Source organism: Pacificimonas aurantium, from assembly GCF_020092905.1.
Taxonomy (GTDB): Bacteria; Pseudomonadota; Alphaproteobacteria; order Sphingomonadales; family Sphingomonadaceae; genus Pacificimonas; species Pacificimonas aurantium.
On sequence record NZ_JAGSGB010000002.1, the window covers coordinates 912,133 to 934,082 of the forward strand.

At 65.3% G+C, this 21,950-nt stretch carries 16 protein-coding genes; 4 read left to right on the forward strand and 12 right to left on the reverse strand.

Annotated features, from left to right (window positions below; translation table 11 throughout):
- Window positions 1-72: 72 nt before the first annotated feature.
- The 4 genes from KCN53_RS11145 to KCN53_RS11160 are packed head-to-tail and all read right to left on the reverse strand — an operon-like array spanning window position 73 to window position 3,904.
- The gene (locus KCN53_RS11145) at window positions 73-1,464 is read right to left on the reverse strand and encodes an FAD/NAD(P)-dependent oxidoreductase (protein ID WP_088712368.1); all 1,392 of its coding nucleotides are present in this window, start codon (window positions 1,462-1,464) and stop codon (window positions 73-75) included.
- The gene (locus KCN53_RS11150) at window positions 1,457-1,726 is read right to left on the reverse strand and encodes a (2Fe-2S)-binding protein (RefSeq protein ID WP_088713423.1); all 270 of its coding nucleotides are present in this window, start codon (window positions 1,724-1,726) and stop codon (window positions 1,457-1,459) included. Before KCN53_RS11150 ends, KCN53_RS11145 begins: the two co-directional genes overlap by 8 nt.
- 5 nt (window positions 1,727-1,731) lie before the next feature.
- Window positions 1,732-2,940 carry an NAD(P)/FAD-dependent oxidoreductase gene (locus tag KCN53_RS11155; protein WP_088712367.1) on the reverse strand — a complete coding sequence of 403 codons (1,209 nt, stop codon included), beginning with the start codon at window positions 2,938-2,940 and terminating at the stop codon, window positions 1,732-1,734.
- A 40-nt stretch (window positions 2,941-2,980) separates the two neighbouring features.
- Window positions 2,981-3,904 carry a dihydrodipicolinate synthase family protein gene (locus tag KCN53_RS11160; RefSeq protein WP_088712366.1) on the reverse strand — a complete coding sequence of 308 codons (924 nt, stop codon included), beginning with the start codon at window positions 3,902-3,904 and terminating at the stop codon, window positions 2,981-2,983.
- 121 nt (window positions 3,905-4,025) lie between these two features.
- On the opposite strand from KCN53_RS11160, the gene KCN53_RS11165 reads away from it, so the two are divergent.
- A complete protein-coding gene (locus KCN53_RS11165) occupies window positions 4,026-4,946 on the forward strand; it encodes a LysR family transcriptional regulator (RefSeq protein ID WP_088712365.1) in 921 nt (306 codons plus the stop codon).
- A gap of 34 nt (window positions 4,947-4,980) precedes the next feature.
- On the opposite strand, the gene KCN53_RS11170 is transcribed toward KCN53_RS11165, so the two are convergent.
- The 7 genes from KCN53_RS11170 to KCN53_RS11200 form a co-directional block, all read right to left on the reverse strand.
- The gene (locus KCN53_RS11170) at window positions 4,981-6,441 is read right to left on the reverse strand and encodes a sodium:solute symporter family protein (protein ID WP_088712364.1); all 1,461 of its coding nucleotides are present in this window, start codon (window positions 6,439-6,441) and stop codon (window positions 4,981-4,983) included.
- Window positions 6,438-6,686 (reverse strand): DUF3311 domain-containing protein, encoded by a 249-nt coding sequence (locus KCN53_RS11175; protein ID WP_088712363.1) that lies wholly within the window; start codon window positions 6,684-6,686, stop codon window positions 6,438-6,440. The genes KCN53_RS11170 and KCN53_RS11175 overlap by 4 nt, the downstream gene beginning before the upstream one ends.
- The gene (locus KCN53_RS11180; RefSeq protein WP_088712362.1) at window positions 6,679-8,517 is read right to left on the reverse strand and encodes a DUF885 domain-containing protein; all 1,839 of its coding nucleotides are present in this window, start codon (window positions 8,515-8,517) and stop codon (window positions 6,679-6,681) included. Before KCN53_RS11180 ends, KCN53_RS11175 begins: the two co-directional genes overlap by 8 nt.
- A 68-nt stretch (window positions 8,518-8,585) precedes the next feature.
- The gene (locus KCN53_RS11185; RefSeq protein ID WP_088712361.1) at window positions 8,586-10,865 is read right to left on the reverse strand and encodes a TonB-dependent receptor; all 2,280 of its coding nucleotides are present in this window, start codon (window positions 10,863-10,865) and stop codon (window positions 8,586-8,588) included.
- Between the two features lie 77 nt (window positions 10,866-10,942).
- Window positions 10,943-11,428, reverse strand: a complete 486-nt coding sequence (locus KCN53_RS11190; protein WP_088712360.1) for a hypothetical protein — start codon at window positions 11,426-11,428, stop codon at window positions 10,943-10,945.
- A 264-nt stretch (window positions 11,429-11,692) separates the two neighbouring features.
- Window positions 11,693-12,970: an amidohydrolase family protein gene (locus tag KCN53_RS11195; protein ID WP_088712359.1), complete on the reverse strand. Its 1,278-nt coding sequence runs from the start codon at window positions 12,968-12,970 to the stop codon at window positions 11,693-11,695.
- A 32-nt stretch (window positions 12,971-13,002) separates the two neighbouring features.
- Window positions 13,003-14,307: an amidohydrolase family protein gene (locus KCN53_RS11200; protein WP_088712358.1), complete on the reverse strand. Its 1,305-nt coding sequence runs from the start codon at window positions 14,305-14,307 to the stop codon at window positions 13,003-13,005.
- A gap of 291 nt (window positions 14,308-14,598) precedes the next feature.
- Here KCN53_RS11200 and KCN53_RS11205 point away from each other — a divergent pair, with 291 nt between their 5' ends.
- Window positions 14,599-16,416, forward strand: a complete 1,818-nt coding sequence (locus KCN53_RS11205; protein WP_088712357.1) for a DUF885 domain-containing protein — start codon at window positions 14,599-14,601, stop codon at window positions 16,414-16,416.
- Between the two features lie 75 nt (window positions 16,417-16,491).
- On the opposite strand, the gene KCN53_RS11210 is transcribed toward KCN53_RS11205, so the two are convergent.
- Window positions 16,492-17,880, reverse strand: a complete 1,389-nt coding sequence (locus tag KCN53_RS11210; RefSeq protein WP_088712356.1) for an alginate export family protein — start codon at window positions 17,878-17,880, stop codon at window positions 16,492-16,494.
- A 272-nt stretch (window positions 17,881-18,152) separates the two neighbouring features.
- Between KCN53_RS11210 and KCN53_RS11215 the strand changes: the two genes are divergently transcribed.
- Both KCN53_RS11215 and KCN53_RS11220 read left to right on the forward strand, forming a co-directional pair.
- Window positions 18,153-20,003, forward strand: coding sequence for a HAMP domain-containing methyl-accepting chemotaxis protein (locus KCN53_RS11215; protein WP_224199619.1), 1,851 nt, complete (start codon window positions 18,153-18,155; stop codon window positions 20,001-20,003).
- Between the two features lie 361 nt (window positions 20,004-20,364).
- On the forward strand, window positions 20,365-21,750 hold the full coding sequence (locus KCN53_RS11220) for a methyl-accepting chemotaxis protein (RefSeq protein WP_224199620.1): 1,386 nt from the start codon (window positions 20,365-20,367) through the stop codon (window positions 21,748-21,750).
- The last annotated feature ends 200 nt before the right edge of the window (window positions 21,751-21,950 follow it).

Genomic DNA, 21,950 nt, shown 5'->3' on the forward strand with positions numbered 1-21,950 from the left:
GGCAAAACCCTAGAGGCGGCACCCCGTGCAGCAAGCGCACATGATACGGCGGGTTGTTGCGCGGGGTGCAACTTAGTCGATGAGGTCGCCGATACGGACGGGACGTGCCGGGAAGCGCGCGCCGAAGCCGGGATCGTCCTTGCACCCCTCGGCGGCGAGCAGACGAAGGAGGGTGGGCTCGCAATTGCGGCCCTGGCAGACGCCCATGCCGCAGCGGGTGCGCAGCTTCACCGCGTCCGCGGTTCCGGCGCCGGCCGCGATCGCGTTCTCGATCTCGCCCGCGCTGACATCCTCGCAGCGGCAGGCGAAGGTCTCGGCGGGCAAGGCGGGAAAATAAGGCCGCGGATCGGCGATGCGGTCGAGAAGATCGGCGAAGCGCTCGACCTTCGCAAGGTCGCTGCGGGCCTTCGCCATATCGCCGACGGGGCGACGCCCAAGAGCGTCCGCGATGACGCCTCCCGCGATGCGCCCGCGCAGCCGCGCCGCTTCCGCGCCCGCAACGCCGACCGTCTCGCCGGCGGCGTAAAGGCCGGGAACGCTGGTCCGGAAGCCGCTGTCCACCGCGGCCGCCCAGCCGCCCGCACGGCCCGCCGGGCGCACATTCGCACCGGCCTGCCGGACGAGCTCGGCCTGCGGCACGAAACCATAACCGGTGCCGACAAGGCCGCAGGGAACGACCTCGCCGGAAGCAAAGCGCGCGGCCTCGACCCGGTCGCGGCCCAAGAGGCCCGTCAGCGGATCGCCGAAGCGGACATCGACGCCGCTGCGGACGAGCCGCGCCATCGCCTCGGCGCCGGCAAGGAGATTGCCTGCGCCCGATGCCGCGCCGAGGAGACCGCGCCCCAGACGCCCGGCGAACCTCGCTCTTCCCTGCGCGAAGACGACGCCGGCGATCCGGGCGCCCGCCTCGAGCAGCTGCTCGGCGAGGACCAGCATGAGGGGGTGCGTGCCGGCGAGGAGCACCGGGCCGCCGGGAACGATGCGCTGGCTTTTCACGAAGGCCTGAAGGCCGCCGACGGTCATGGCGCCGGGCAGAGTCCAGCCTGGAAAGGGAACCGCAAGGTCCTGGCAGCCGCCCGCGACGAGGACATGGCGCGCGCGGTAGGTCGCGGCGCCCTCGCCGCCCGCCGTCACGAGGTCGAACGCGCCTGCCCCGCCTGAATCCTCTCGGCGCGCGCCTTCGGGCGCCCGCTGAATGGAGAGGACCGAGCGGCCGCCGCGCCATGTAGCGCCGCTATCTTCGAAGGCGGCAAGATCGCGCTTCAGGCCGGTATAAGGTCGCCCGGTCAGCCAATCGGTCACCGCGAACCCTGTCGGCGGCTGGCGCAAGATCTGCCCGCCCGGACGCGCCTGCTCGTCGATGACCGACACCGAGGCCCCCGCGCCAGCGAGGACGAGCGCGGCGTTGAGTCCCGCCGGGCCGCCGCCGACGATTGCGACATCCATCTCATGCGCCTCAGCCATCGGTGACGACCTCCATGCCGCGCTGCGCCGCCACCAGGCAGGCGCGGCGGCGGCGGCCGTCTATGCGAACATAGCATTCGCCGCATGTGCCCATGTTGCACCAGGGTGCGCGCGGGGTGCCGGTACGGCTGGTGCGGAAATGCGTGACGCCCGCCTCAAGAAGAACCGCGGCGATGCTTTCGCCGGCATGGCACGCGACATCGCGGCCATCGACGACCAGCGAGATACGGGGCCCGCGCTCTTCCTCCTGTCCGATGCGCATGACGATCAACCCATGAAGCTGTTGAGATGTTCGAACCGGGCGGGCGACACGACCTGCAGAGCGTCCTGGCGCTCGCCGCCCATCTCCTCGGCCACGAGGCGCGCGAGCGTGGGCCCGAGCGTGAAGGCGGAGCCGCCGCCGGCGACCCAGAAGCCGGGCATGCTGGGCACTTCGCCGGCAATGGGAAGCTGGTCTGCACTGACGGCGGTCTTGCCGGTCCATGTGCGAATGAGATTGAGCTCGGCAAGCTCCGGCACCAGCCGGGCCGCCACGGCAAGGTTCGGCGCGAGATTTTCCGGGCGGAGGTCAGGTCTCGCCGCCAAGTCGAACGACCCGTCCCGCCGGCGCAGGCGCGACGGCCAGCCGCCGCCGACCAGGACGTTCCCGGCATGCGCCTGCTTCATCGACAGCCGCGCGCCGACATGCTGGATCAGATGCGGCATGAACGGCGCCGCGCGCTCGCTGACATTCATCTGCAGCGCGACCGGAAAGAGCGGCATGTGCAAATTGGCGAGACGGCAAATTTCAGGAGTCCAGACACCCGCAGCGACGAGCATGCGGTCGGTGCGGACACGGTGGCCCCTCCCCCCCTGCTCATAGTCGATGTCGAACCCGCCCGCGCGCGGTTCGATCGCGGTCACCGACGCCCGCAATGCGATGGCAGCGCCCGCAGCGGCCGCAGCCTCGGCAAAGGCAGGCGTCAGGCTGCGCGGGTCGGCATGCCCCTCGTCGGGAGCGTGGCTCGCGGCGAGAACGGCGTCCGAGAGATAGGGCGCGATACTGCGGGCCTCGTCTCCGTCGACCAGCCGGGTCGACAGGCCGTAGGACTGTTCGCGGGCGGCCTTCGCCTCAAGCAGCCTCGCCTGCTCGGCCGTTTCGGCAACCATCAGCCCGCCCGACATGTGGATGTGAAGGTCCCGGTCCAGAGCGTCTTCGAGTCCGCGCCAGTCCTCGATGGCGAGATTGTTGAGCGCCACGACCCGTGCCGCCTGCTCCGCCAGCGCCTCCCCATTTTCAAGAAAGCGCCGCTCGATCTGGAAATGCAGCGAGCCGGCATTCTGACCCGAGGCGCCGCGGTTGAGGTCCCCGGCCTCGAGCAGCAGCACCGAGGCGCCTGCGCGGCCCAGATGCCAAGCGGCCGCGCAGCCGATCAGCCCGCCGCCGATCACCAGCGCATCAACCTTGCCCTCAGGTGCTATGTCCGGCTCTCCCATCGTTCCGGGCGGCGCCCCGAAGGAGCCGGCGCGCCTGCCGCTACAGCTTTCCTAGCTTGCGCAGCGTTTCCTGGATATCGGCGAGATGGTCGCCCTCAACATCGAACAGCGGGCGGCGCACGTAGCCGCCGGGAAGACCCTGGGCGTTGAGCGCGGCCTTCAGGATTGCCGGACCGGAGCCGAAGCGCCCGACCAGATCCTTGGTGTACCATTCGTCGAGGATGAGGCGGTCCTTCTGACCACAGGCCCGGGCCTGGTCGATCTCGCCCGCCCAGAGGTGGTTGTAGAAGTCGGCATGCGTCCGGCCGAGAACGCCGCCGGCGCCCATCGTGCCGTCACCGCCGCGCGCTTCCAGAAGAGCAAGACCGTGTTCGTCCATGCTGTGACCGAAAACGCGGACCTGATCGTTGAGCGCGAAAAAGGTCTGGGCGAAGCGGCGCAGGTCGCTGGTCGACTGCTTGATGGCGACCACATTTTCGAGGGTGGCAAGGCGCTCGAGCAGTTCGAGCTCCATGTCGATACCCGTTCCCGGCGGCCAGTTGTAAACGCAGATGGGCAGCGGCGTATGTTCGGAAATCGAAGCGTAGAATTCGTAGATTTCCGCGGCGTTCGGCCGGATATATGGCGGCGGCGTCACGAGAATGCCGTCGAAGCCTGCCTGATGCGCGGCAGCGGCGTGCGCCAGAACCCGCGCGGCGGTGTAGTCCGAACAGCCCGCGATAAGCGGCAGCTTGCCGCTGAGTTGCTGCCCCGCCGCGGCGAACAGGTCCGCGCGTTCAGCATCGGACAGGACCGGCCATTCGCCAGTCGTCCCTGCCACTACGAGCCCGTGCATTCCCTCGGCATGAAGCCACTCGAGAAGCTGTGCGAACGCAGACCGATCAAACGACGCGTCGGCTGCAAAGGGCGTGGTGATGGCAGGAATATATCCCTGCCATGGCGCACGTGCGCGTTTGTCGGCCAAACTAAACCCCCGTCTTTATTTTTTTGCCCGCGAACGTGATGCGGTGCGGGCTTCTATTCGGCAATAGCAACGACTGCCAGCTTTCGTTGCATATGGTGCAATGGCGCTGTAAGCAGGCGTCATGAGCCAGCAATCCGTCCTTCTCGATGCGCGCCTGCGCTATTTCTACGAGGCCGCGAATCTCGGGTCGATGCGCCTCGCCAGCGACCGTATCGGCGTCGCGGTCTCCTCGATCAGCCGCCAGATTTCGCAGCTGGAACAAGTGTTCGGCGTTGCGCTGATCGAGCGGGGCCGCCGGTCCATCCGGCTGACGCAGGCCGGCCGGCTGGTGCATGATTTCTACAAGCAGCAGCTGGCGGACAGCGAGGCGCTGACAAATCGCCTGCAGGAGCTTCGCGAAATGAAGTCGGGCCGCGTCGACCTGGCGATCGGCGAGGGCTTCCTGAACCGCTCCGTGACCGAAGCACTGGAACAGTTTCAGCAGCGCAATCCGGGCATATCGCTGACCATCCAGTCGCCGCCCACCGCCGAGATCATCCGAATGGTGCTGGAGGACGAAGCGCATATCGGCATGATCCTGAGCACCACCGCCGAACCGAAAATTCGCACGCGCGTGTCGGTTGCGCAGCCGCTGAACGCCGTTTGCTCCCCCGGTCACCCGCTGGCTGGCAAGACCTCTGTAACGCTGGCGGACCTCGCAAAGCACGACCTGTGTCTGCCGCCGCTGGAATTCAGGATCCGGCAAGCCCTGCGCGCGGCCGAAAAGCGCGCGCAGGCCTGGCTGAACCCCGCCATGACGACGACCTCGATCCACATGATGCGGGAGCTGGCGAAGGACGGCCAGATGGTGACCATTCTTCCCACCATTTCCATCGTCGCCGAACTGGAGGAAGGCTCGCTTGTCTCCGTGCCCTTGCGCGACGAGGACCTGGAACATTCCTCGCTGAGCCTGATCTACCGCCTGGGCCGCCAGCTCGACGGGGCGCCCGCCCGGCTGCTGCAACTGCTGGAAGCGCGGCTGAAGACCTGGACCGACAGCTAGCCGCTGTCCATCTGACTTTCCGCGCCGAAAGTCGTCAAGCGGATGCGGGCTGCGGCGCGGTCCGGGCCGGGGTCCAGACCAGGCAGACCGCAATCGTGACGATGAAGCCCACCGCCATGGCGAGGAGGCCGTGGTCCCATTCCGGGAAATAGCCATTCCAGAACTTCTGCGCGGCCGGCAGGAGCAGCGCGATATAGCCCGCCACGATGCCGGCGAAGACCCCGCCCGCATGCGCGCGCGGCCACAGGAAGGCGAGGAATACGCCGGGCGCGAGCATGCCGATGGCGGCGTAGGCGGACAGGCCGATCTCAACGAGCGATTCGGAGCCGCCGAGCGTGAGATATACCGAGATAGCCGCCGAGACGATCATCGCCCCGCGCGAGACGAACAGGCTGGTCCGCTCGCCCATTGCCGGAAAAAGCGGCGCCGCGACGTTGCGGCTGAAGATCGACCCTGCCGTCAGGAGCAGCACCGATCCCGGAACGAGCGCCAGAAGGCACGCCGTGCCCGCGAACAGCCCTACCGCCCAGGACGGGTAGGTTTCGGCGACGAACTCGATCAACACGGCATTCGGATCGCCGCCGAGCGGCTGCGTGCCGGCCAGAAGTGCCGCGAAGCCAAGAAGGATAATGAAGAAATAGGACAGCGAATAGAGCGGCTGCCAGATGGCGTTGCGGCGGATCGTCGACAGCGTGCCCGACGAATAGCAGAGCTGGAACATGTGCGGCAGCACCCAGGTGCCGAGCGCGACATTGAGCGCGGCCGTCATCAGCCAGGTCGTCGACAGTCCCGCGTCCGGCTGCAGGCCCGGAAGATGGCCGATACCCGGATAGCTGTCCTGCGCCAGCCGGTAGACGTCGATCAGCGAACTTGCCCCCACCCGGTCGGCCACCGTCAGGCATAGGCCGATGACGATGACGAGCATGAGGATATCCTTCACCGCGGCGGCGAAAGCGGCCGAGCGCAGTCCGGCGAAGTACACGAAAAGAAGCATCGAGCCGGCCGCGATGATCGCGGCCGGCACCGTACCGACCTGCTCGCCGAGGGTCAGCCGCACGATAAGGCTGAGCGCGACGATCTGAATCTGAACATAGACGATGAGCGCGGCGATGCCGGCGAGACCGACCACGATGCCCAGCCAGGGGGCGCGGTAATGATCGGCGAAGAAATCCGCCTGCGTGACGAGGTCGCCCTTCTTTCCCGCCGCCCAGATGCGCGGCATCAGCAGATAGCCGACCGTCGCGGCAAGCGACACGGACGTGAAGGCCAGATAGGCTGGCGCCCCGAAGGCCCAGGCATAGCCCGATATGCCGAGCACGGCGAAAGTCGTATAAATCTCGCCCGCGTTCAGGAACCAGAAGATGAATACGCCGAAGCGGCGCCCGCCGACGGCCCATTCGGTCATCGACTGCGCCGCCTTCTGCTGACGCCGCCCATACAAGATCGCCCCGAGAATGGTGCCGAGGATGATGGCGATGGTCAGGGCGAGGATCACAGATCCTCTCCTTCCGGCGCGCCTTCGGCGCGGTCACGCCTGCGATCGAGCGTGAAGACCGTGGCGATGATGCCGGAGGTTACGAGAATGCCGACCATCTGCCACACCATCGGAAAGGGCAGCGACAGAACGCGCATGTCGACCGAATTGGCGAAGGGCACGAGGCCGATCTGCCAGATGAACGGAATGATCAGCAGCAGGCGGTAATGGCGCCAGCCGGACCTGCTGGCCGGGCGATCATCCATCGGTCGCCGCCCCTGCTGCCGGACCGCCGTCCCACTGCTCGACGGCCTGAGCCAGGACCGCCATCGGCATCGGGCCGGATTCGAGCACGAGATCGTGGAAATTGCGGACGTCGAAGCTGGCGCCGAGACGGCTGCGCGCCGCCTCCCGCGCCGCGACGATCGAGTTGGCGCCCACCTTGAAGCTGCACGCCTGCCCCGGATAGACGCTGTACCGGACGACTTCGCGCTCCGTGGATTCGCGCTGTTCGCCGGCGTTGTTCACCATCCAGTCGACGGCCTGTTCGCGGCTCCAGCGTTCGTGATGCATGCCGGTGTCGACCACGATGCGCGCGGCGCGGAAGAGCTGCGACTGCAGCTCGCCGATCACCGCAAAGGGCTCGCCCTCGAACACGCCCATTTCGCGGGCGACCTGCTGGGCATAGAGCGCCCAGCCCTCGGTATAGGCGGAAAAGCGCACGATCTGGCGGAACAGCGGCAGATCGCCTGCCGTCGACAGGACGCTATACTGGAAATGATGGCCCGGAACCGCCTCGTGGTGGGTCAGCGTGGCAAGGCGCCAGAGCGGATGCTCGGCCGGATTCTTAAGATTGAGCGAGTAGATGCCCGGCTCGCCGTCCGCGCCTCCGGAGTAAAAGGCGCCGGGCGCCCCGTTCTCGATAGCCTCGGGAATGCGGCGAACGCGCAGCGGATTTACATGCGTGTTGCCGAAGGCCTGCGGCAAACGCGCCACCGCCTCCTCGACAAATCCCTGCGCGCGCTCGAGCAGCGCCTCGCGGCCAGCGTCGGTCGCCGGAAGGAGGAAGCGCGGATCGCGGTCGAGCGCGGCGATGCGCTCGCCGACCGTACCGCTCGTCATCCCCTGCGCCCTGAGTAGCGTGTCGATCCGGGCGATTAGGTCCTCGCACTGGGCAAGACCTTCGCGGTGGAGCTCGCCGGGCGAGATGTCGGATGTGGTGTTCGAGCGGACCGCACCGGCATAGTAGCGGTCGCCCTCGGGAAGTCGCCAGACCCCGCCAATGTCGCTGGCGTCCGCACGCAGCGACCGCAGCATCTCGACCTGGCGGTTGAGGGCGGGCACGACTTCGGCTGTAAAGATCTGCTGGGCCGGCCGTTGAAGATCGGCGAGCCCGGCCTCCCGCGCGCGGCGGATCGCGGGCGCGGTGAGGTTGCTTTCGAGCACCGGCGTATCGCGCAGAAGTTCGATCTGCGGAATGGTGCGGTCGATGACGAAGCCGGGCGGCGAAACGCCCTGCAAGGCGTCGTGACGGATGCGCTGCGTTTCCTGGTCGATGACCTCCGCATAGGCGCGAAGACGCGAAATCCACGCCTCCCGGTCGGCGGCGGTCTCAAGCGGATGGCGCGAACCGATGAAATCCGGCAGCCAGTAATAGGCGCCGTTCATCTGGCTGACGACATAGGGGCTGGGCCTGAGATTGAGGTCCATATAGCCGTAGCTGCCAAGCCCGAAGGCCAGGTTCTCGTAGACGAAATGCGCGATGTCGTAGTCGAGGCGGCTGCGCGGTGAGAGCGCGGTGCGGTCGATCGACGTTTCGAGCTCGACGCGGGCGCTTGCCACCGCGGCACGGTCACGCGCGCGGCCGGCCAGCGAGCGGTCGTCGAGCATTCCGCGAAGCGCGGCATGGTCGCCGATGTCGTAGCCGGCGCCCGTCGCCTCCTGCGGAGAGCGGGCGAGCATGTCCTCGGCGTGGCGCTGGAGCATCGCCTGAAGCGCGGCATCGGCCGTGCCCGGCTGGGCCGCGAAGGCGAGGCCGGCACGGGCAAAAAGAGCGCCCGCAGCGGCGCTCTCGAGAAAGGTACGGCGGGTGAACAAGCAAAAACCCCCTGTGCTATCGGTGGGACGGGGCGGCCAATACTCCGGCCGCCCCGACGCCGGCTTCCTTAAAACTTATAGGAAGCGCGAACACCCCAGCGGCGAACCGAAGGCTCAACCTGAGCGCCGCTGTAGAAGGCCTTGGTGTAGACGTTCGGGAAATACTCTTCGTCGAAGAGGTTCTCGACATAAGCCTCGAGCCGCGTCGCCTGCCCCTCGACACCGATGCGCAGGTTCACCGTGTTGTAGCTCGGCGAGATGAAGGGGTAATAGTCGTAGCGGTATGCGTAGTCGTTCGAGAGAATCTCGTCGCGATACTTGTACTCGCCGCGGACATAGCCCTCATAGCTGTCGCTGAGCGGGACAAAATACTGCGCCTGCGCGCTGAGTGTCCATTTCGGTGCGTTCGGGAGCGGTTCACCCGACAGGTCGAGCTCGCCGCCGTCGATCAGCGCGTTCGGATAATCGACGAACTCGGCATGGTTGTAACCGGCCTGTCCCGACAGGATGAACTGCGGCGTGATGTTGGCATCGAAGCTGAGCTCGAGACCGTAGCTTTCGGCCGACGCCGCGTTCGCGACACCGCTGACACCGCGCAGAAGGCCGGTGTCGGGATCGATGAACTGGAAGCGGATGTTACGCTGTACATCGGTCCAGTCCATGTAGAAGGCCGTGACGTCGAAGCGCAGACGGCGATCGAACAGTTCGAACTTGGTGCCGACCTCGTAGTTCCAGAGGGTCTCAGGATCGAACTCGTCGCTCAGCTGCTCGCTGCCGGACGTCTGCGTACCGCCGGATTTGAAGCCGCGCGAGACGGTGGCATAGACGAGGAGGTCGTCCTGCGGCGTGTAGGTCAGCGTGAACTTCGGCGAGAAGTCCTTGAAGGACGCTTCGCGGTCGTTCGTCCCGGTGATCACTTCGTTCGAACGGGTCTGCGAGACGTTGCTCGTCTTTTCGTACGAGTAACGGCCGCCGACCATCGCCGAGAAGGTGTCGCTGAAATTGTAGGTCGCCTGGCCGAAGACCGCCCAGTATTCGCTTTCGGATTCAGAGTCCGCTCCGGTGACTTCGAGCCCTTCGCAGCTGTCGCAAAGCGGGCTGTCGGCACCGTGATAAGTGGACTGGTCGTTCGACCCCTCGTCCTTGCCGGCCGTGACGCCGACGCTCCATTCGAAAACCTGGGCGCCGAGCGACTGGACGCGCAGTTCACCGCTGGTGGACTCGCGGGAAAGCAGCAGGTCCTCGTAGAAGAAGTCCGGGCTGCCGCCATCGACATCGCCATAGTTGAACAGGTCGGACTCGATGTGACCGAGGATGCCGACGACGCTGATGGTGTCGAAATCATACTGCGCCCGCGTCGACACGAACTGATACTCGCTGCCGACTTCCTGTTCGCGGTTGAAGTTCACCTGGTCGTCATTTTCAGGGTAGAAGCCGACGCCGTCGGGATCGGTGATCTCCGTCCGGTCGGTCGTGCCGTCGCCCGAGGCGCCATAGTACACAGAGCGCCAGGTGTTTGTGAGGTAGCCGGTCGGGACACCGGCGCGCATGCCGTTGGTCTCGTCGGAATAGCTGTAGGTGAAGTCCCAGGTCAGGCGGTCCGTCGGCGTCAGGCGCGCCTGGATACGGCCGTTATAATATTCGCTGTCGTTGCCGCCGCCGATCGGGTTGATGTTCTCGATGTTGCCGTCCGAGGTCGCGAACTGGCCGACCGCGCGCACCGCGAGCAGATCGTCGACGACGGGCACGTTGAGAACGCCGTGGCCTTCCCAAGTGTCGAAGCTGCTATAGCCGAGGCCGATCTCGCCCTCGAACTCGTTCACCGGTTTGTTGGTGACGATGTTGATCGCACCGCCGACCGAATTGCGACCGAAATAGGTCCCCTGCGGGCCGCGCAGCACCTCGATGCGCTGCAAGTCGGCGAGCTGCGGGTTGCTGGTACCCGGCGCGACGTTGAATTCGTCGATATAGAAGCCGTAGGTGCCCTGACGCACATCGGCATAGGGATTGAGCAGGTTCGAAATGCCGCGGATCGACAGGTCCTTACGGTCGCGCGAACCGTTCGACTGGAAGCTGACATTCGGAACGAGGGCGAAGTAGTCTTCGACATCGTCCACATTCTGCCGCTCGAGGGTCTGTTCGGACACGGCGGAAATGGCGACCGGAACGTCCTGCAGCGATTCCTCGCGGCGCTGCGCCGTCACGACGATCACGGGCGGCTCGTAGACGTCCGACGAGGCGGAAGGCGCCTCCTGTGCGGCTGCCGGCGTCGCCGCAAGCAGCAAGGCGACGGCGCTCGAAGCGGCGCCCGTCAGGAAGGCAGCAGTCCTGGAATTAATTTTATGCATCAAGCATCTCCTTGTACGGCCATGACACCCCCCTGGCGCGCGACCGAATTTGAAAAGTCTGGTGGTCTAGGAGCGGGTCACTCGGTCCAGCATTCCGGGTCGACGGGACCGTTCTCCATGTCGAGATCCTGCCGGACGAGCGTAATGGCAGCGATCTTGTCGCCTTCCATATCGGCATGACCAGCCGCCAGGGAACAACCGACCTCGCCGTCACGGCGCGAGCGGATCACATGGTAGGTGTAGATCTTGTCGTCAGCCTTGAAAGCTTCCTTGAACGGAACGACGAGCTCCACTTCACCGCCACCAGCCTGAATGCGCTGGAAGTGCGTTGCCCATTCGTCGACACCGTTGATAACGGTTTCGCCTTCCAGAGTGAGCGTTGCATCCTCGGTAAGGTATTCGCTGAAATTCTCAGCCGTGAAGGCACCCGGAGTCTGAAACGCCTCATTCCACCAGGCAAAGAAAGTCTGAAACTCGTCGTCCGCCTCGGGAGCGGCCACAGATGCGCTGGAGCAGGCCGCAAACAGCAGCGCCGCAGTGGAAAGAAATGCACTTGGTTTCATGATTGGGTATCTCCCCCTTTACTGGTTCGCGTAGCCGACCAGCCCCCCTCGGCTATCCTCGACACAGACTGTCGATCATGACGACTGTTGTTGCAACAGCATTGTAATACGGGGTTCGTTGCATCCTACGCAACAAGCGCAAGAAAGTTTCGCTCCGTCGAGAACGCGCGATATGCGGAACGCAAAAAAAGGGCCACGGACCGCCGGGAGGGATCGGGGTCCGTGGCCGCAGGAAGGACGGCAGCGCCTGTCGGGGCTGGCGCGCTAGGGTTCGCTGCGGAACACCTCGCCGCCCTTCATAACGAAATCGATGCTGCGCAGAGCGCCGATGTCGGCCAGCGGGTCGGCGTCCATGGCGACGATGTCCGCGTAGAAGCCCGGCGCGATGAGGCCGACTTCATCGTCGACCTCCAGCATACGCGCAGGCTCGATGGTCGCGGCCTGCAGCGCCTCGAGATCGCTCATGCCGGCATCGCGGTAGAGTTCGGCTTCGGCGACGGTGGCGTTGGTGCCGCTATTGGGCTCGAACGGATACTGATCGCTGCCGAGGGCGATGTTGACGCCCGCCGCAATTGCGTTCTGCAAGGTCTGCCAATGCACCTTTCCGACCGACGCCTGGCGGGCCAGATACCAGTCCGGCGAGCCAATCTTGCGGTAGAATTCCAGCGCCCCTTCCTGGCTGACCACGATGGTGGGCACATACCAGGTGCCGTTCTCCACCATCAGGTCGAGCACTTCGGGCGTAAAGAAATAGCCATGTTCGAAGGCGTCGATCCCAGCCTCGATCGCGACCTTCGACGCGACGGGAGAGCCGGTGTGACCAGTTACCTTCACGCCGTTCCGATGGGCGACTTCGATCGCGGTCTGAAGCTCTTCGTCCGTGAAGGGCGACGCACCGATCGCGCCGCGCACGTCCGAGATACCGCCAGAAATGCCAAGCTTGATCCACGTCGCACCGGCCTTGATCTGCTCACGCACCGCTTTTGCAAACTCGTAGGGGCCGTTCGCCTCCGTCCGGCCGTGCCCGCCTGTGGGAACGATGGACTCGCCCGCCGTATGGATCCGCGGCCCGGGAAAGACGCCGCTGTCGATGGCCTGCTTGACGGCGAAGTCGGCCCCGCCGGTCGCCCCCGTCAGGCGCAGCGTGGTGACGCCCACCGCCAGAGACTTCTGCGCATTGTCGAGCATACGCAGCGCCCGAGCATCCGGCGTCTCGTTATAGACGTGCGATTCCCCCGGTAGGTTAAGGTCGAGATGGACATGCATGTTCATGAGACCGGGGGTCAGCCACTTCCCGGTCATGTCCACGGTCTCCGCCCCGGCAGGTACGGCTACATCGCTGCGGGAACCGACAGCAGTGATCCGTTCGCCGTCAACCAGAACGACCGCGTTCGGAATGCTGCGCCCGTCGGTGACATCGACGACAGTGCCGCCGACAAGGGCGGTCATCTGGGCCTGACCCGGGACCGCAGACAGCAGCGCGGCGCATGAGGCAAGCGCGATCCGGGTCCATGCCCCGGCAAGTACAGAGCGCAAATTCATCTTTTCTCTCCCTTAACCCCGTCCACGCCGCATCAGTCGAATGGATGCGTGACAGTCGCCGGCGCATCGTCATTGCGGATGATCGCGCCGCCCTTCATCACGAAGTCGAGCGATCTCAAGGCGCTAATCGTCTCCAGCGGGTTGGTGTCCACAGCGACGACATCGGCGTATTTCCCAGCTTCGAGTGACCCGATGTCCTGCTGGCGGTCCATCAGCCGCGCCGGCTGGATGGTGGCGGCCTGAAGCGCCTGCAGCGGCGTCATGCCCGCCTTCTGGTAAAGCTCCGCCTCCGCGACCGTTGCCGTGGTGCCGTCATTCGGTTCGAACGGATGCTGATCCGACCCAAGCGCGATGTTGACGCCGATGCGGATAGCGTTCTGCAGCATCTGCCAGTGATCCTTGCCGGTGGATTCGACCCGCTCAAGATACCAGTCCGGGGACCCGATCTTGCGGAAGAACTCGTAGGCGCCCGGCTGGCTGACCACGATGGTCGGCACGAGCCAGACGTCCTCATCCTTCATGCGGCGCAGGGTGGGCTCGTCGAGATGATAGCCATGTTCGAAGCAGTCGATGCCGAAGTCGAGCGCCTGACGGGCCGCTTCCACCGACCCGTTATGGGCGGTTACCTTGACGCCGTTCCGGTGCGCCACCTCGATCAGAGTCGACAGTTCCTCGTCGGTCATCGGCGCCGCAGAGATGCTGCCATGCGTATCGGCGATGCCGCCAGATATGGCGATCTTGATCCAGCTCGCGCCGCGCTTGATCTGCTCACGCGCGACGTGTGCGAAATCGTAAGGCCCGTCTGCCTCCGTATAGCCATGTCCGCCCGTCGGAGCGATGATCGTGCCGGACGTCTCGATGCGCGGCCCCAGAACCTCGCCGCGTTCGATGGCCGCCTTCAGGGCAAAGTCGACACCGCCGAATTCGCCGGGCGTGCGCACGGCCGTCACGCCGGACCAAAGCGAGTGATAGGCGTTGTTTGCCATCCTGAGCGCTTGGGCGTCGGGCGTCTCGTTCGCCAGCCGGTTCCCCTCCGCGCCGGGAAGGATGAGGCTGAAATGCGTGTGCATGTTCATAAGACCGGGGATCAGCCACTTGCCGGTCATGGGCACGGTGCGGGCACCGGCGGGAATTTCGACCTCACCCTGCGCCCCTATCGCCGCGATGCGCTCTCCGCGCACCAGTATGACGCCGTTTTCGGTAACGGCACCTGTCATCACATCGACAATGTTACCGCCCGTCAGCGCCACTACCGGTTCCGGCGCCTGAGCCGATGCGGGCATGACAGACATCAGAACGAACAAAAATGCGCCAAGGCGCGCGATTACGGATTTCATATGTCCCCCCGGCAGACCGGACCTGCAATTGATGTCCCAGTGTTGCGCCCCCGAACCCGAACGCTCAATGCAACAATATCGTGCACTTTGTTGCGATAAGTGCAATTTTGAATGATGTTCAGGCTTCATCGGAGTGCGCGCATAGGATCTACCATATTGTTATAGAACAGCTTTTTAGGCCTCACTGCGTCGATAGGCGATCACCCCGCATGAACCGCCGTCCTCGGCGAACGACTTGCAAAACCCGCGCAATCTGTCGTCAGTCTGCGCGCAACCGAGGAGAGGAAGTTCATGTCCGCAGGTTCACTATTCCAGCTCAGCCGCCGTACGCTTCTGTCGGCAGGGGCAGCTGGCGCGATGCTGTCGCCCATGCGGGTCCTGGCCCAGCAATCGGGTGCAGCCGCGCGCCTCGCCGCCCTCCTGGAGCGCTCCGCCCGGGCCGACGACCTGCTGAGCCCGCTCGACACCACCAGACGCGACGGCAAGCCGCTCGGCGATGCCTTCGTCGACCCGCTGGGCGATGCGTTCGGCCGGACGCTGGAAGAGAATAAGCGCGCAGAACTCGCCGAGCTTCGCACGATCGACCGCGCCGCGCTGAGCCCGACCGACCGCATCGCCTATGACGTGTTCGCGTACAAGACGGCGCAAACGCTGGAGCTGTTCGACGCGGACGGGGCCGAGCCAACCCTGTTCGAGGTGCAGCAGATGGCACCGCTGAACCCCTCCTTCGGCCTGCAGGTGGAATTTCCCGATTATATGTCGGGCGGCGCGGCGCCCTTCGCGACAGTGACCGACTATGAGCGGGGGCTGGCGCAGCTGGAGGGCTTCGCAGACTGGCTGGAACAGACGGTCGCGCGCCTGAAACGGGGCCGCGCCGCCGGCTATGTGCAGCCCAGGATCATCGTTACCAATATCCTGTCGCAGGTGGAGGCGATGCTTGCCCTGCCGCAGGACGCCAGTCCCTTCTATGCGCCGATCCGCACGATGCCCGAGACGCTGCCCGCCGAAGAGCGGGCGCGGCTGGCCGGCGCCTATCGCACCGCGATCCGCGACCGCGTCTATCCGGGTTACGACTTGTGGAGGACCTACCTGACCGCCGACTATCTGCCGGCGGCGACCGAGGAACCCGGCCGCTGGGCCATGAAGGACGGCCGCCGCCTGTACGACTGGGAGCTGTCTTTCCACACCACTACAGACATGAGCGCGGATGAAATCCATGCGCTGGGCCAGTCGGAAGTCGCGCGCATCCTTGCCCGCATGGAGGAGGTGAAGAGCACGGTCGGATTCGACGGCGACCTCTCCGCCTTCTTCGACCATGTCCGCACCGATCCGAAATTCTACTATACCGAGCCGCAACAGCTGCTCGAACGCTTCGCCTCCATCGAGGCGGAAATCTGGAAATCGATTCCGAAGTTGTTCCACGACCGCCCGAGCGCGCCCTTCCGCGTGGCGCCGCTGCCCGCGCTCGGCGACCAGCGCGGCACCGGCTATTACCGCCCGGGCCCGCCCGACGGGACGACGCCGGGCACGCTCTATTTCAACATGTCGATGCTCGATACGCGGCCGATCCCCACGCTGGAGACGCTGACGCTGCACGAGGGCATTCCGGGCCATCACTTCCAGATCACCAAGGCGATCGAGAATGAGGACCTGCCGCCGATCCTGCGCTTTGGGCGGGCGACCGCCTATACCGAGGGCTGGGGGCTCTATGCCGAATCGCTCGGCCCCGAACTGGGCATGTTCACCGATCCGATGCAGCTGTTCGGGCATCTGGACATGGAGATGCTGCGCGCCGTGCGCCTCGTCGTCGACACGGGCCTGCATGCCAAGGGGTGGAGCCGCCAGCAGGCGATCGACTTCATGCTCGCCAACACGTCGATGGCGGAGCGCGACGTGATTGTCGAGATCGACCGCTATATCTCCTATCCGGGCCAGGCCTGTGCCTACAAGATCGGCGAGCTGACCCTCCAGCGGCTGAAGGCCGAGGCAGCCGAAGCGCTGGGGCCGCGATACGACGTTCGCGACTATCATGCGCAGGTGCTCGACACGGGCGTCCTGCCCATGGCGGTCCTCGAACAGAAGATCGAGACCTGGCTGTCCGAGGGATAGACAGCCAGGCCTCCCGTGCGCACGCTCCGGCAGGAGCAAGATGCCGGGACGCGGCGCGCGGTCAGAAAGTTTCGGTCAGAAGCTCGCCGTCAGCGCGACATAGCCGTAGCGGGTGTCGCCGTTGCGGTTGGCATTGGGCGCGGTTTCCAGGAACTCGCCCTTCGTGAAGTAGACGCCTCCGACTTCGAGCCGGTAGCGCTGCGGCACCAGCCAGTAGCGCGTGCGCAGGGCAAGCTGGGTGCCGGCGAAATCGCCGGAGTTACCGGAGGCATCGCGCACCTTGGTGGCGGCGAAGCTGTCGGTCTTCTCATCCAGCCAGGCACCGCGGAACGTCGCTTCGGCGTCGAACCCGTCGAAGGGCTTCGCCGTGGCGCCGAAGCCGACCGAGGCGATGTTCTCACGCGAGAGAAGGCCGTAGAGCCCGGTGGGACCGAAGTCGCCGCGACGCTTGCCGTACAGCTTATCGAAGCCTTCCTGGTCGGCGGTGGCGGGATCGTCACCGGTGCCGTAATCGGCGAAGACGAACAGGCGCGGCTTGCCCGGGCTGGCGATGGCATAGCCCACCTCACCATGTGCGAACCAGGCATCGACATCGACGTCGGTCAGGTCCGTCGGTGCGGCGCTCGCACGGGTGTCGCCCGTCTGGCGGATCAGCTCGAAATCGACATCGACGGCGCCGCCGCCCGGCTTGCCCACAAGGCGGGCACCGTAGGTCACGAAGTCGCGATTACGGGTATTGCTGCCCGTGCTGTCGTCTTCCGACAGGCCGAAGGCGTAGATTTCGCCGGCGAGGCCGGGAATAAGATCGGCCTTCCGGAAGTGCGCGCCGTAAAGCTGAATGTCGTCGTTGGTCACATCCCAGTCGACCTCGTTGTCCTCAATGGAGTCCGCATCGGTGGGCTGGCGGTTGCTCGGCATGACGAACAGGCCGATGAACTCGTCGCCCGCCGCGCTTTTCCAGCGCAGCTGTCCGCCGGTGAAGCTGTTGACGGAGTTGGCGAAGCCGGGCTCGCCGATGACGCGGCCCGAACCGATGTCGAGCGTCGTGCGGCCGCCGATCAGCGACAGCGCATCGCCGTCGGCAATCACACCTTCGGCATCGACCGCGGCATAAAATTGCAGCGGCTCAAGCGCGTTCACGTCGCTGACGCCGATGGAAGCGCCGTCCGAATAGGCGTAACCGCGCGCGTCGCGCAGCTCGCCGCCGAGCCGGAACCCACCGAAATCATATTCGCCCGCAACGATGGTGCGGATGGACACGAAGGCGTCCTCGTCATTCTTGCCGGGGCGGAACTGACCGTCGATGACCTCGACGCGCGGGCGGATGCTGCCGCCGATGGTGAGACCGTCGGGATTGCCGAGCGCGTCCTGAAGCGGACCCGCAAGGCCGGGCGTCGAGAAACCGGCTGTACAGCAAAAGAAGCCAGCCAGCAGCGAAGAGCTGCGGCGGGGGGAAATGTTCATGAAATACCGTCCGAGTGTTTGGGCCAATGCCACTTTTTAGGCCGGGACACGCTTTGAGACGTTCGACTGAAACGGTTTCTTCGGAAATTGCGGGAACTACTCAGCCTCCGCATTCGGCCACATCTTAAAAAAAGGTGGAGAGCGTCCGAAGGCGGTGCGCCGGACGTCCTAGAAATAGTCCCGTGACGCAATCCGTCGGCGAGGATCGGCGGCGGTCGCTTCCTGGCTTAGCAGCCGATCCAAACCGAAGCCAAATTGCCCAAGGAACTGATATGTTAGAAAAGTTTTCGCATCTGAAGATCTCCGCGAAAATTGCGGCGGGTCTCAGCCTGTTCGTGGCGCTGGCGATCTTCATCACCGCCTATGGCACGATCACGCTCAACCAGAACGCTGCAGTAACGGAAAAGCTCGCCGGCGAGACCGCACTCATCCTGGAGATCGCCTCCGAAGCGAATGAGGCCAAGACCCGCGAACACCAGATCTGGTTCCAGACCGTGATCGAGAACGACGCGCCCGACTTCGAAGTCTTCATGGATGAGATCGCCGAAGAGCGCGGTGCAGTCGACGGCTATTTCGAGAAGGTGCGCCCCATGCTGTCTGGCGAGAATGCCGCGAACCTGGCGATCGTCGAGCGGGAAATGGCGACGTACCGCGCCGCGACCGACCAGATCCCGGCCCTGTGGTATGATGGCATGCGCGACGAAGCCGAGGACGTTCTGCAGCACGAAGCGAAGGAACCGTTCGAGACGATGGATGCGGCGCTGACCGAGATCGTGGATGAACAGCGCGAAGCCCTGATTTTCGGCGTCGCCGAAGCCAAGTCCGACGCCAGCTTCGCCACGTGGCAGCTCATCATCGTGTCCGCCCTGGGCCTGCTGCTGATCGGCGGCACGGTACTCTGGATCGTGCGCAAGCAGATCACCCAGCCGCTGGAAGGCCTGACGCGTCAGATGGATGATCTGACAGCGGGTCGCTACAACATCGACATTACGGGTACGGACCGGGCCGACGAGGTAGGCGCGATTGCCCGCGCCCTGAACGTCTTTCGCGACACCGGCCAGGAGAAGGTCGAGGCAGACAAGGAGCAGAAGGTCGTGGTCGACACGCTGTCCGAACGCCTTGCTACCCTCGCCGAAGGTGACCTCACCGCCAATGTGGATGTAGAATTCGCCCCGGCCTATGCCCAGCTGAAGCGTAATTATAACGACGCGGTTGCGTCGCTGCGCGAGCTGATCGGGTCGGTGATGGACAGTGCGGGCGCGATCCGCAACGGCTCGAACGAGATCATGCAGGCGTCGGAAGACCTGGCGCGGCGGACGGAATCGAACGCCGCCAGCCTGGAGGAGACCGCCGCGTCGCTGACCGAGGTCGACGGCCGCGTGAAGGCCACCGCCAAGGCCGCCCGCCAGACCGTCACCCGCGCCGACGAAGCCATCGAGACCGTCGGGTCGGGCCGCAGCGTCGCCCAGTGCGCGGTGCAGGCGATGGAGCGCGTCTCCGAAAATGCGCAGGACATCGACGCCGTCATCGAGGGCCTCGACAAGATCGCCTTCCAGACCCGCGTCCTTGCCATGAACGCCGCCGTCGAGGCAGGCCGTGCCGGTGAGGCAGGCCGCGGCTTCGCCGTCGTCGCCGACCTCGTCTCCGCGCTGGCCATGCGCGCCGAGGAAGAGTCGAAGAATGCCCGCGAACAGCTGACCGTCACCCAGACCGGCATCTCGTCGGCCGTGGAGGAAGTCCGCAAGGTCGACGGTGCGCTTGCCGATATCGCTACCGGCGTCGGCGAGGTGCACGAACTGCTCGGCTCCATGGCCCGGGACAACGAGGCGCAGTCGAATGCCCTGACCCAGGTGTCGGTCGCGATCGGCGACATGGACAAGGCCACCCAGCAGAACGCCGCGATGGTCGAGGAAACCTCCGCCGCCGCGCGTAGCCTGTCGGGCGAGGTCACCCAGCTGAGCGACCAGGCCAGCCGCTTCCGCATCGGCGCCGCCGGGTCCACCGTCCGCACCGCCAAGCCCATCGTGATGACGTCCCAGCCCGCCGCCGACCCGGCGCCCAAGCTGCCCGTCGCCGCCATGAGCAACGGCCATGCCCCAGACGGAGACTGGACCGCCTTCTAACGACCGGAGGACGCTCCCCTCACCCCCCGGTCCCCATACGCCCCGTCCGCCAAATATGGCGGGCGGGGCTTTTTTATTTTGAGGCTTCTGATGCTCGGCTGCACCCTACGCGGCGGGACCGAGGGTTACGCAAAGCGATGCGCCAGAACAGGAAACGCTGCGGGTCAAGCAGTTACTAATACGTAATCCGAGGGTATTTGCCGCACCCTGAATTAATTTCCCAGGCCTTGTGGGCGAAAAATCGCAATATTTTTCTGGTTAATTTACGTCAGTCCGAGAATTCCCTCGTAAAATAGCAAGCAGCACAAATAATTTTGGATGCGCACGGGGCCTGCGCGCAATCTGGAAGAGGGAATAACTCATGAACTGGTTTATCGCAGACGCTCCCATCCGCTTGAAAATGCTGGTCAGCTTCGGGTTTATGACGATGCTGACTGCCATCACCGCCCTTGCCGGTATTTTCGGTCCGGCCGTGGCACTCCCCGTCGGGCTCGCTACGACAGCGATCGCGCTGATCTGCGGCTTCTGGTTCCGTAGCGCCATCTGCCATCCCTATGTCTCGACCGTCGTGCGCATGGAAGCACTGGCCGACGGCGACCTGGCCTCCCCGATCGAGTTCACCCACTATAAGGACTGCGTCGGACGCATGACCGTCGCCATGCAGACCTTCCGCAACACTGCCGAAGAGCGCGCCAAGAGTGCGGCGGAGCAGCAGGTTGTCGTCGACACGTTCGCCGCACAGCTGCACAAGCTGGCCGACGGCGACCTGACGGCGGACATCTCCGCCGACTTCCCCGGCGAATATAATGTGCTGAAGCGCAATTATAACGACGCGGTTGCGTCGCTGCGCGAGCTGATCGGGTCGGTGATGGACAGTGCGGGCGCGATCCGCAACGGCTCGAACGAGATCATGCAGGCGTCGGAAGACCTGGCGCGGCGGACGGAATCGAACGCCGCCAGCCTGGAGGAGACCGCCGCGTCGCTGACCGAGGTCGACGGCCGCGTGAAGGCCACCGCCAAGGCCGCCCGCCAGACCGTCACCCGCGCCGACGAAGCCATCGAGACCGTCGGGTCGGGCCGCAGCGTCGCCCAGTGCGCGGTGCAGGCGATGGAGCGCGTCTCCGAAAATGCGCAGGACATCGACGCCGTCATCGAGGGCCTCGACAAGATCGCCTTCCAGACCCGCGTCCTTGCCATGAACGCCGCCGTCGAGGCAGGCCGTGCCGGTGAGGCAGGCCGCGGCTTCGCCGTCGTCGCCGACCTCGTCTCCGCGCTGGCCATGCGCGCCGAGGAAGAGTCGAAGAATGCCCGCGAACAGCTGACCGTCACCCAGACCGGCATCTCGTCGGCCGTGGAGGAAGTCCGCAAGGTCGACGGTGCGCTTGCCGATATCGCTACCGGCGTCGGCGAGGTGCACGAACTGCTCGGCTCCATGGCCCGGGACAACGAGGCGCAGTCGAATGCCCTGACCCAGGTGTCGGTCGCGATCGGCGACATGGACAAGGCCACCCAGCAGAACGCCGCGATGGTCGAGGAAACCTCCGCCGCCGCGCGCAGCCTGTCGGGCGAGGTCACCCAGCTGAGCGACCAGGCCAGCCGCTTCCGCATCGGCGCCGCCGGGTCCACCGTCCGCACCGCCAAGCCCATCGTGATGACGTCCCAGCCCGCCGCCGACCCGGCGCCCAAGCTGCCCGTCGCCGCCATGAGCAACGGCCATGCCGCAGACGGAGACTGGACCGCCTTCTAACGACCGGAGGACGCTCCCCTCACCCCCCGGTCCCCATACGCCCCGTCCGCCAAATATGGTGGGCGGGGCGTTCCCTTTGGGAAAACTGCCGGCCGGCACAGTGACACGGCAGGCATAAAGCTTGCCAAGCACCCACAGGCGGCCGCGCACCTTCTATTATGGTGATGGAACCCCCAGAGCGCCGGGAGGGACTCCCTCTT

Coding starts and splice junctions, on each gene's coding strand:
- KCN53_RS11205 (WP_088712357.1), top strand. CDS start 14,599: ATGTCCGCAGGTTCACTATTCCAGCTCAGCCGCCGTACGCTTCTGTCG.
- KCN53_RS11200 (WP_088712358.1), bottom strand. CDS start 14,307: ATGAAATCCGTAATCGCGCGCCTTGGCGCATTTTTGTTCGTTCTGATG.
- KCN53_RS11165 (WP_088712365.1), top strand. CDS start 4,026: ATGAGCCAGCAATCCGTCCTTCTCGATGCGCGCCTGCGCTATTTCTAC.
- KCN53_RS11210 (WP_088712356.1), bottom strand. CDS start 17,880: ATGAACATTTCCCCCCGCCGCAGCTCTTCGCTGCTGGCTGGCTTCTTT.
- KCN53_RS11185 (WP_088712361.1), bottom strand. CDS start 10,865: ATGCATAAAATTAATTCCAGGACTGCTGCCTTCCTGACGGGCGCCGCT.
- KCN53_RS11220 (WP_224199620.1), top strand. CDS start 20,365: ATGAACTGGTTTATCGCAGACGCTCCCATCCGCTTGAAAATGCTGGTC.
- KCN53_RS11195 (WP_088712359.1), bottom strand. CDS start 12,970: ATGAATTTGCGCTCTGTACTTGCCGGGGCATGGACCCGGATCGCGCTT.
- KCN53_RS11215 (WP_224199619.1), top strand. CDS start 18,153: ATGTTAGAAAAGTTTTCGCATCTGAAGATCTCCGCGAAAATTGCGGCG.
- KCN53_RS11190 (WP_088712360.1), bottom strand. CDS start 11,428: ATGAAACCAAGTGCATTTCTTTCCACTGCGGCGCTGCTGTTTGCGGCC.
- KCN53_RS11145 (WP_088712368.1), bottom strand. CDS start 1,464: ATGGCTGAGGCGCATGAGATGGATGTCGCAATCGTCGGCGGCGGCCCG.
- KCN53_RS11155 (WP_088712367.1), bottom strand. CDS start 2,940: ATGGGAGAGCCGGACATAGCACCTGAGGGCAAGGTTGATGCGCTGGTG.
- KCN53_RS11150 (WP_088713423.1), bottom strand. CDS start 1,726: ATGCGCATCGGACAGGAGGAAGAGCGCGGGCCCCGTATCTCGCTGGTC.
- KCN53_RS11175 (WP_088712363.1), bottom strand. CDS start 6,686: ATGGATGATCGCCCGGCCAGCAGGTCCGGCTGGCGCCATTACCGCCTG.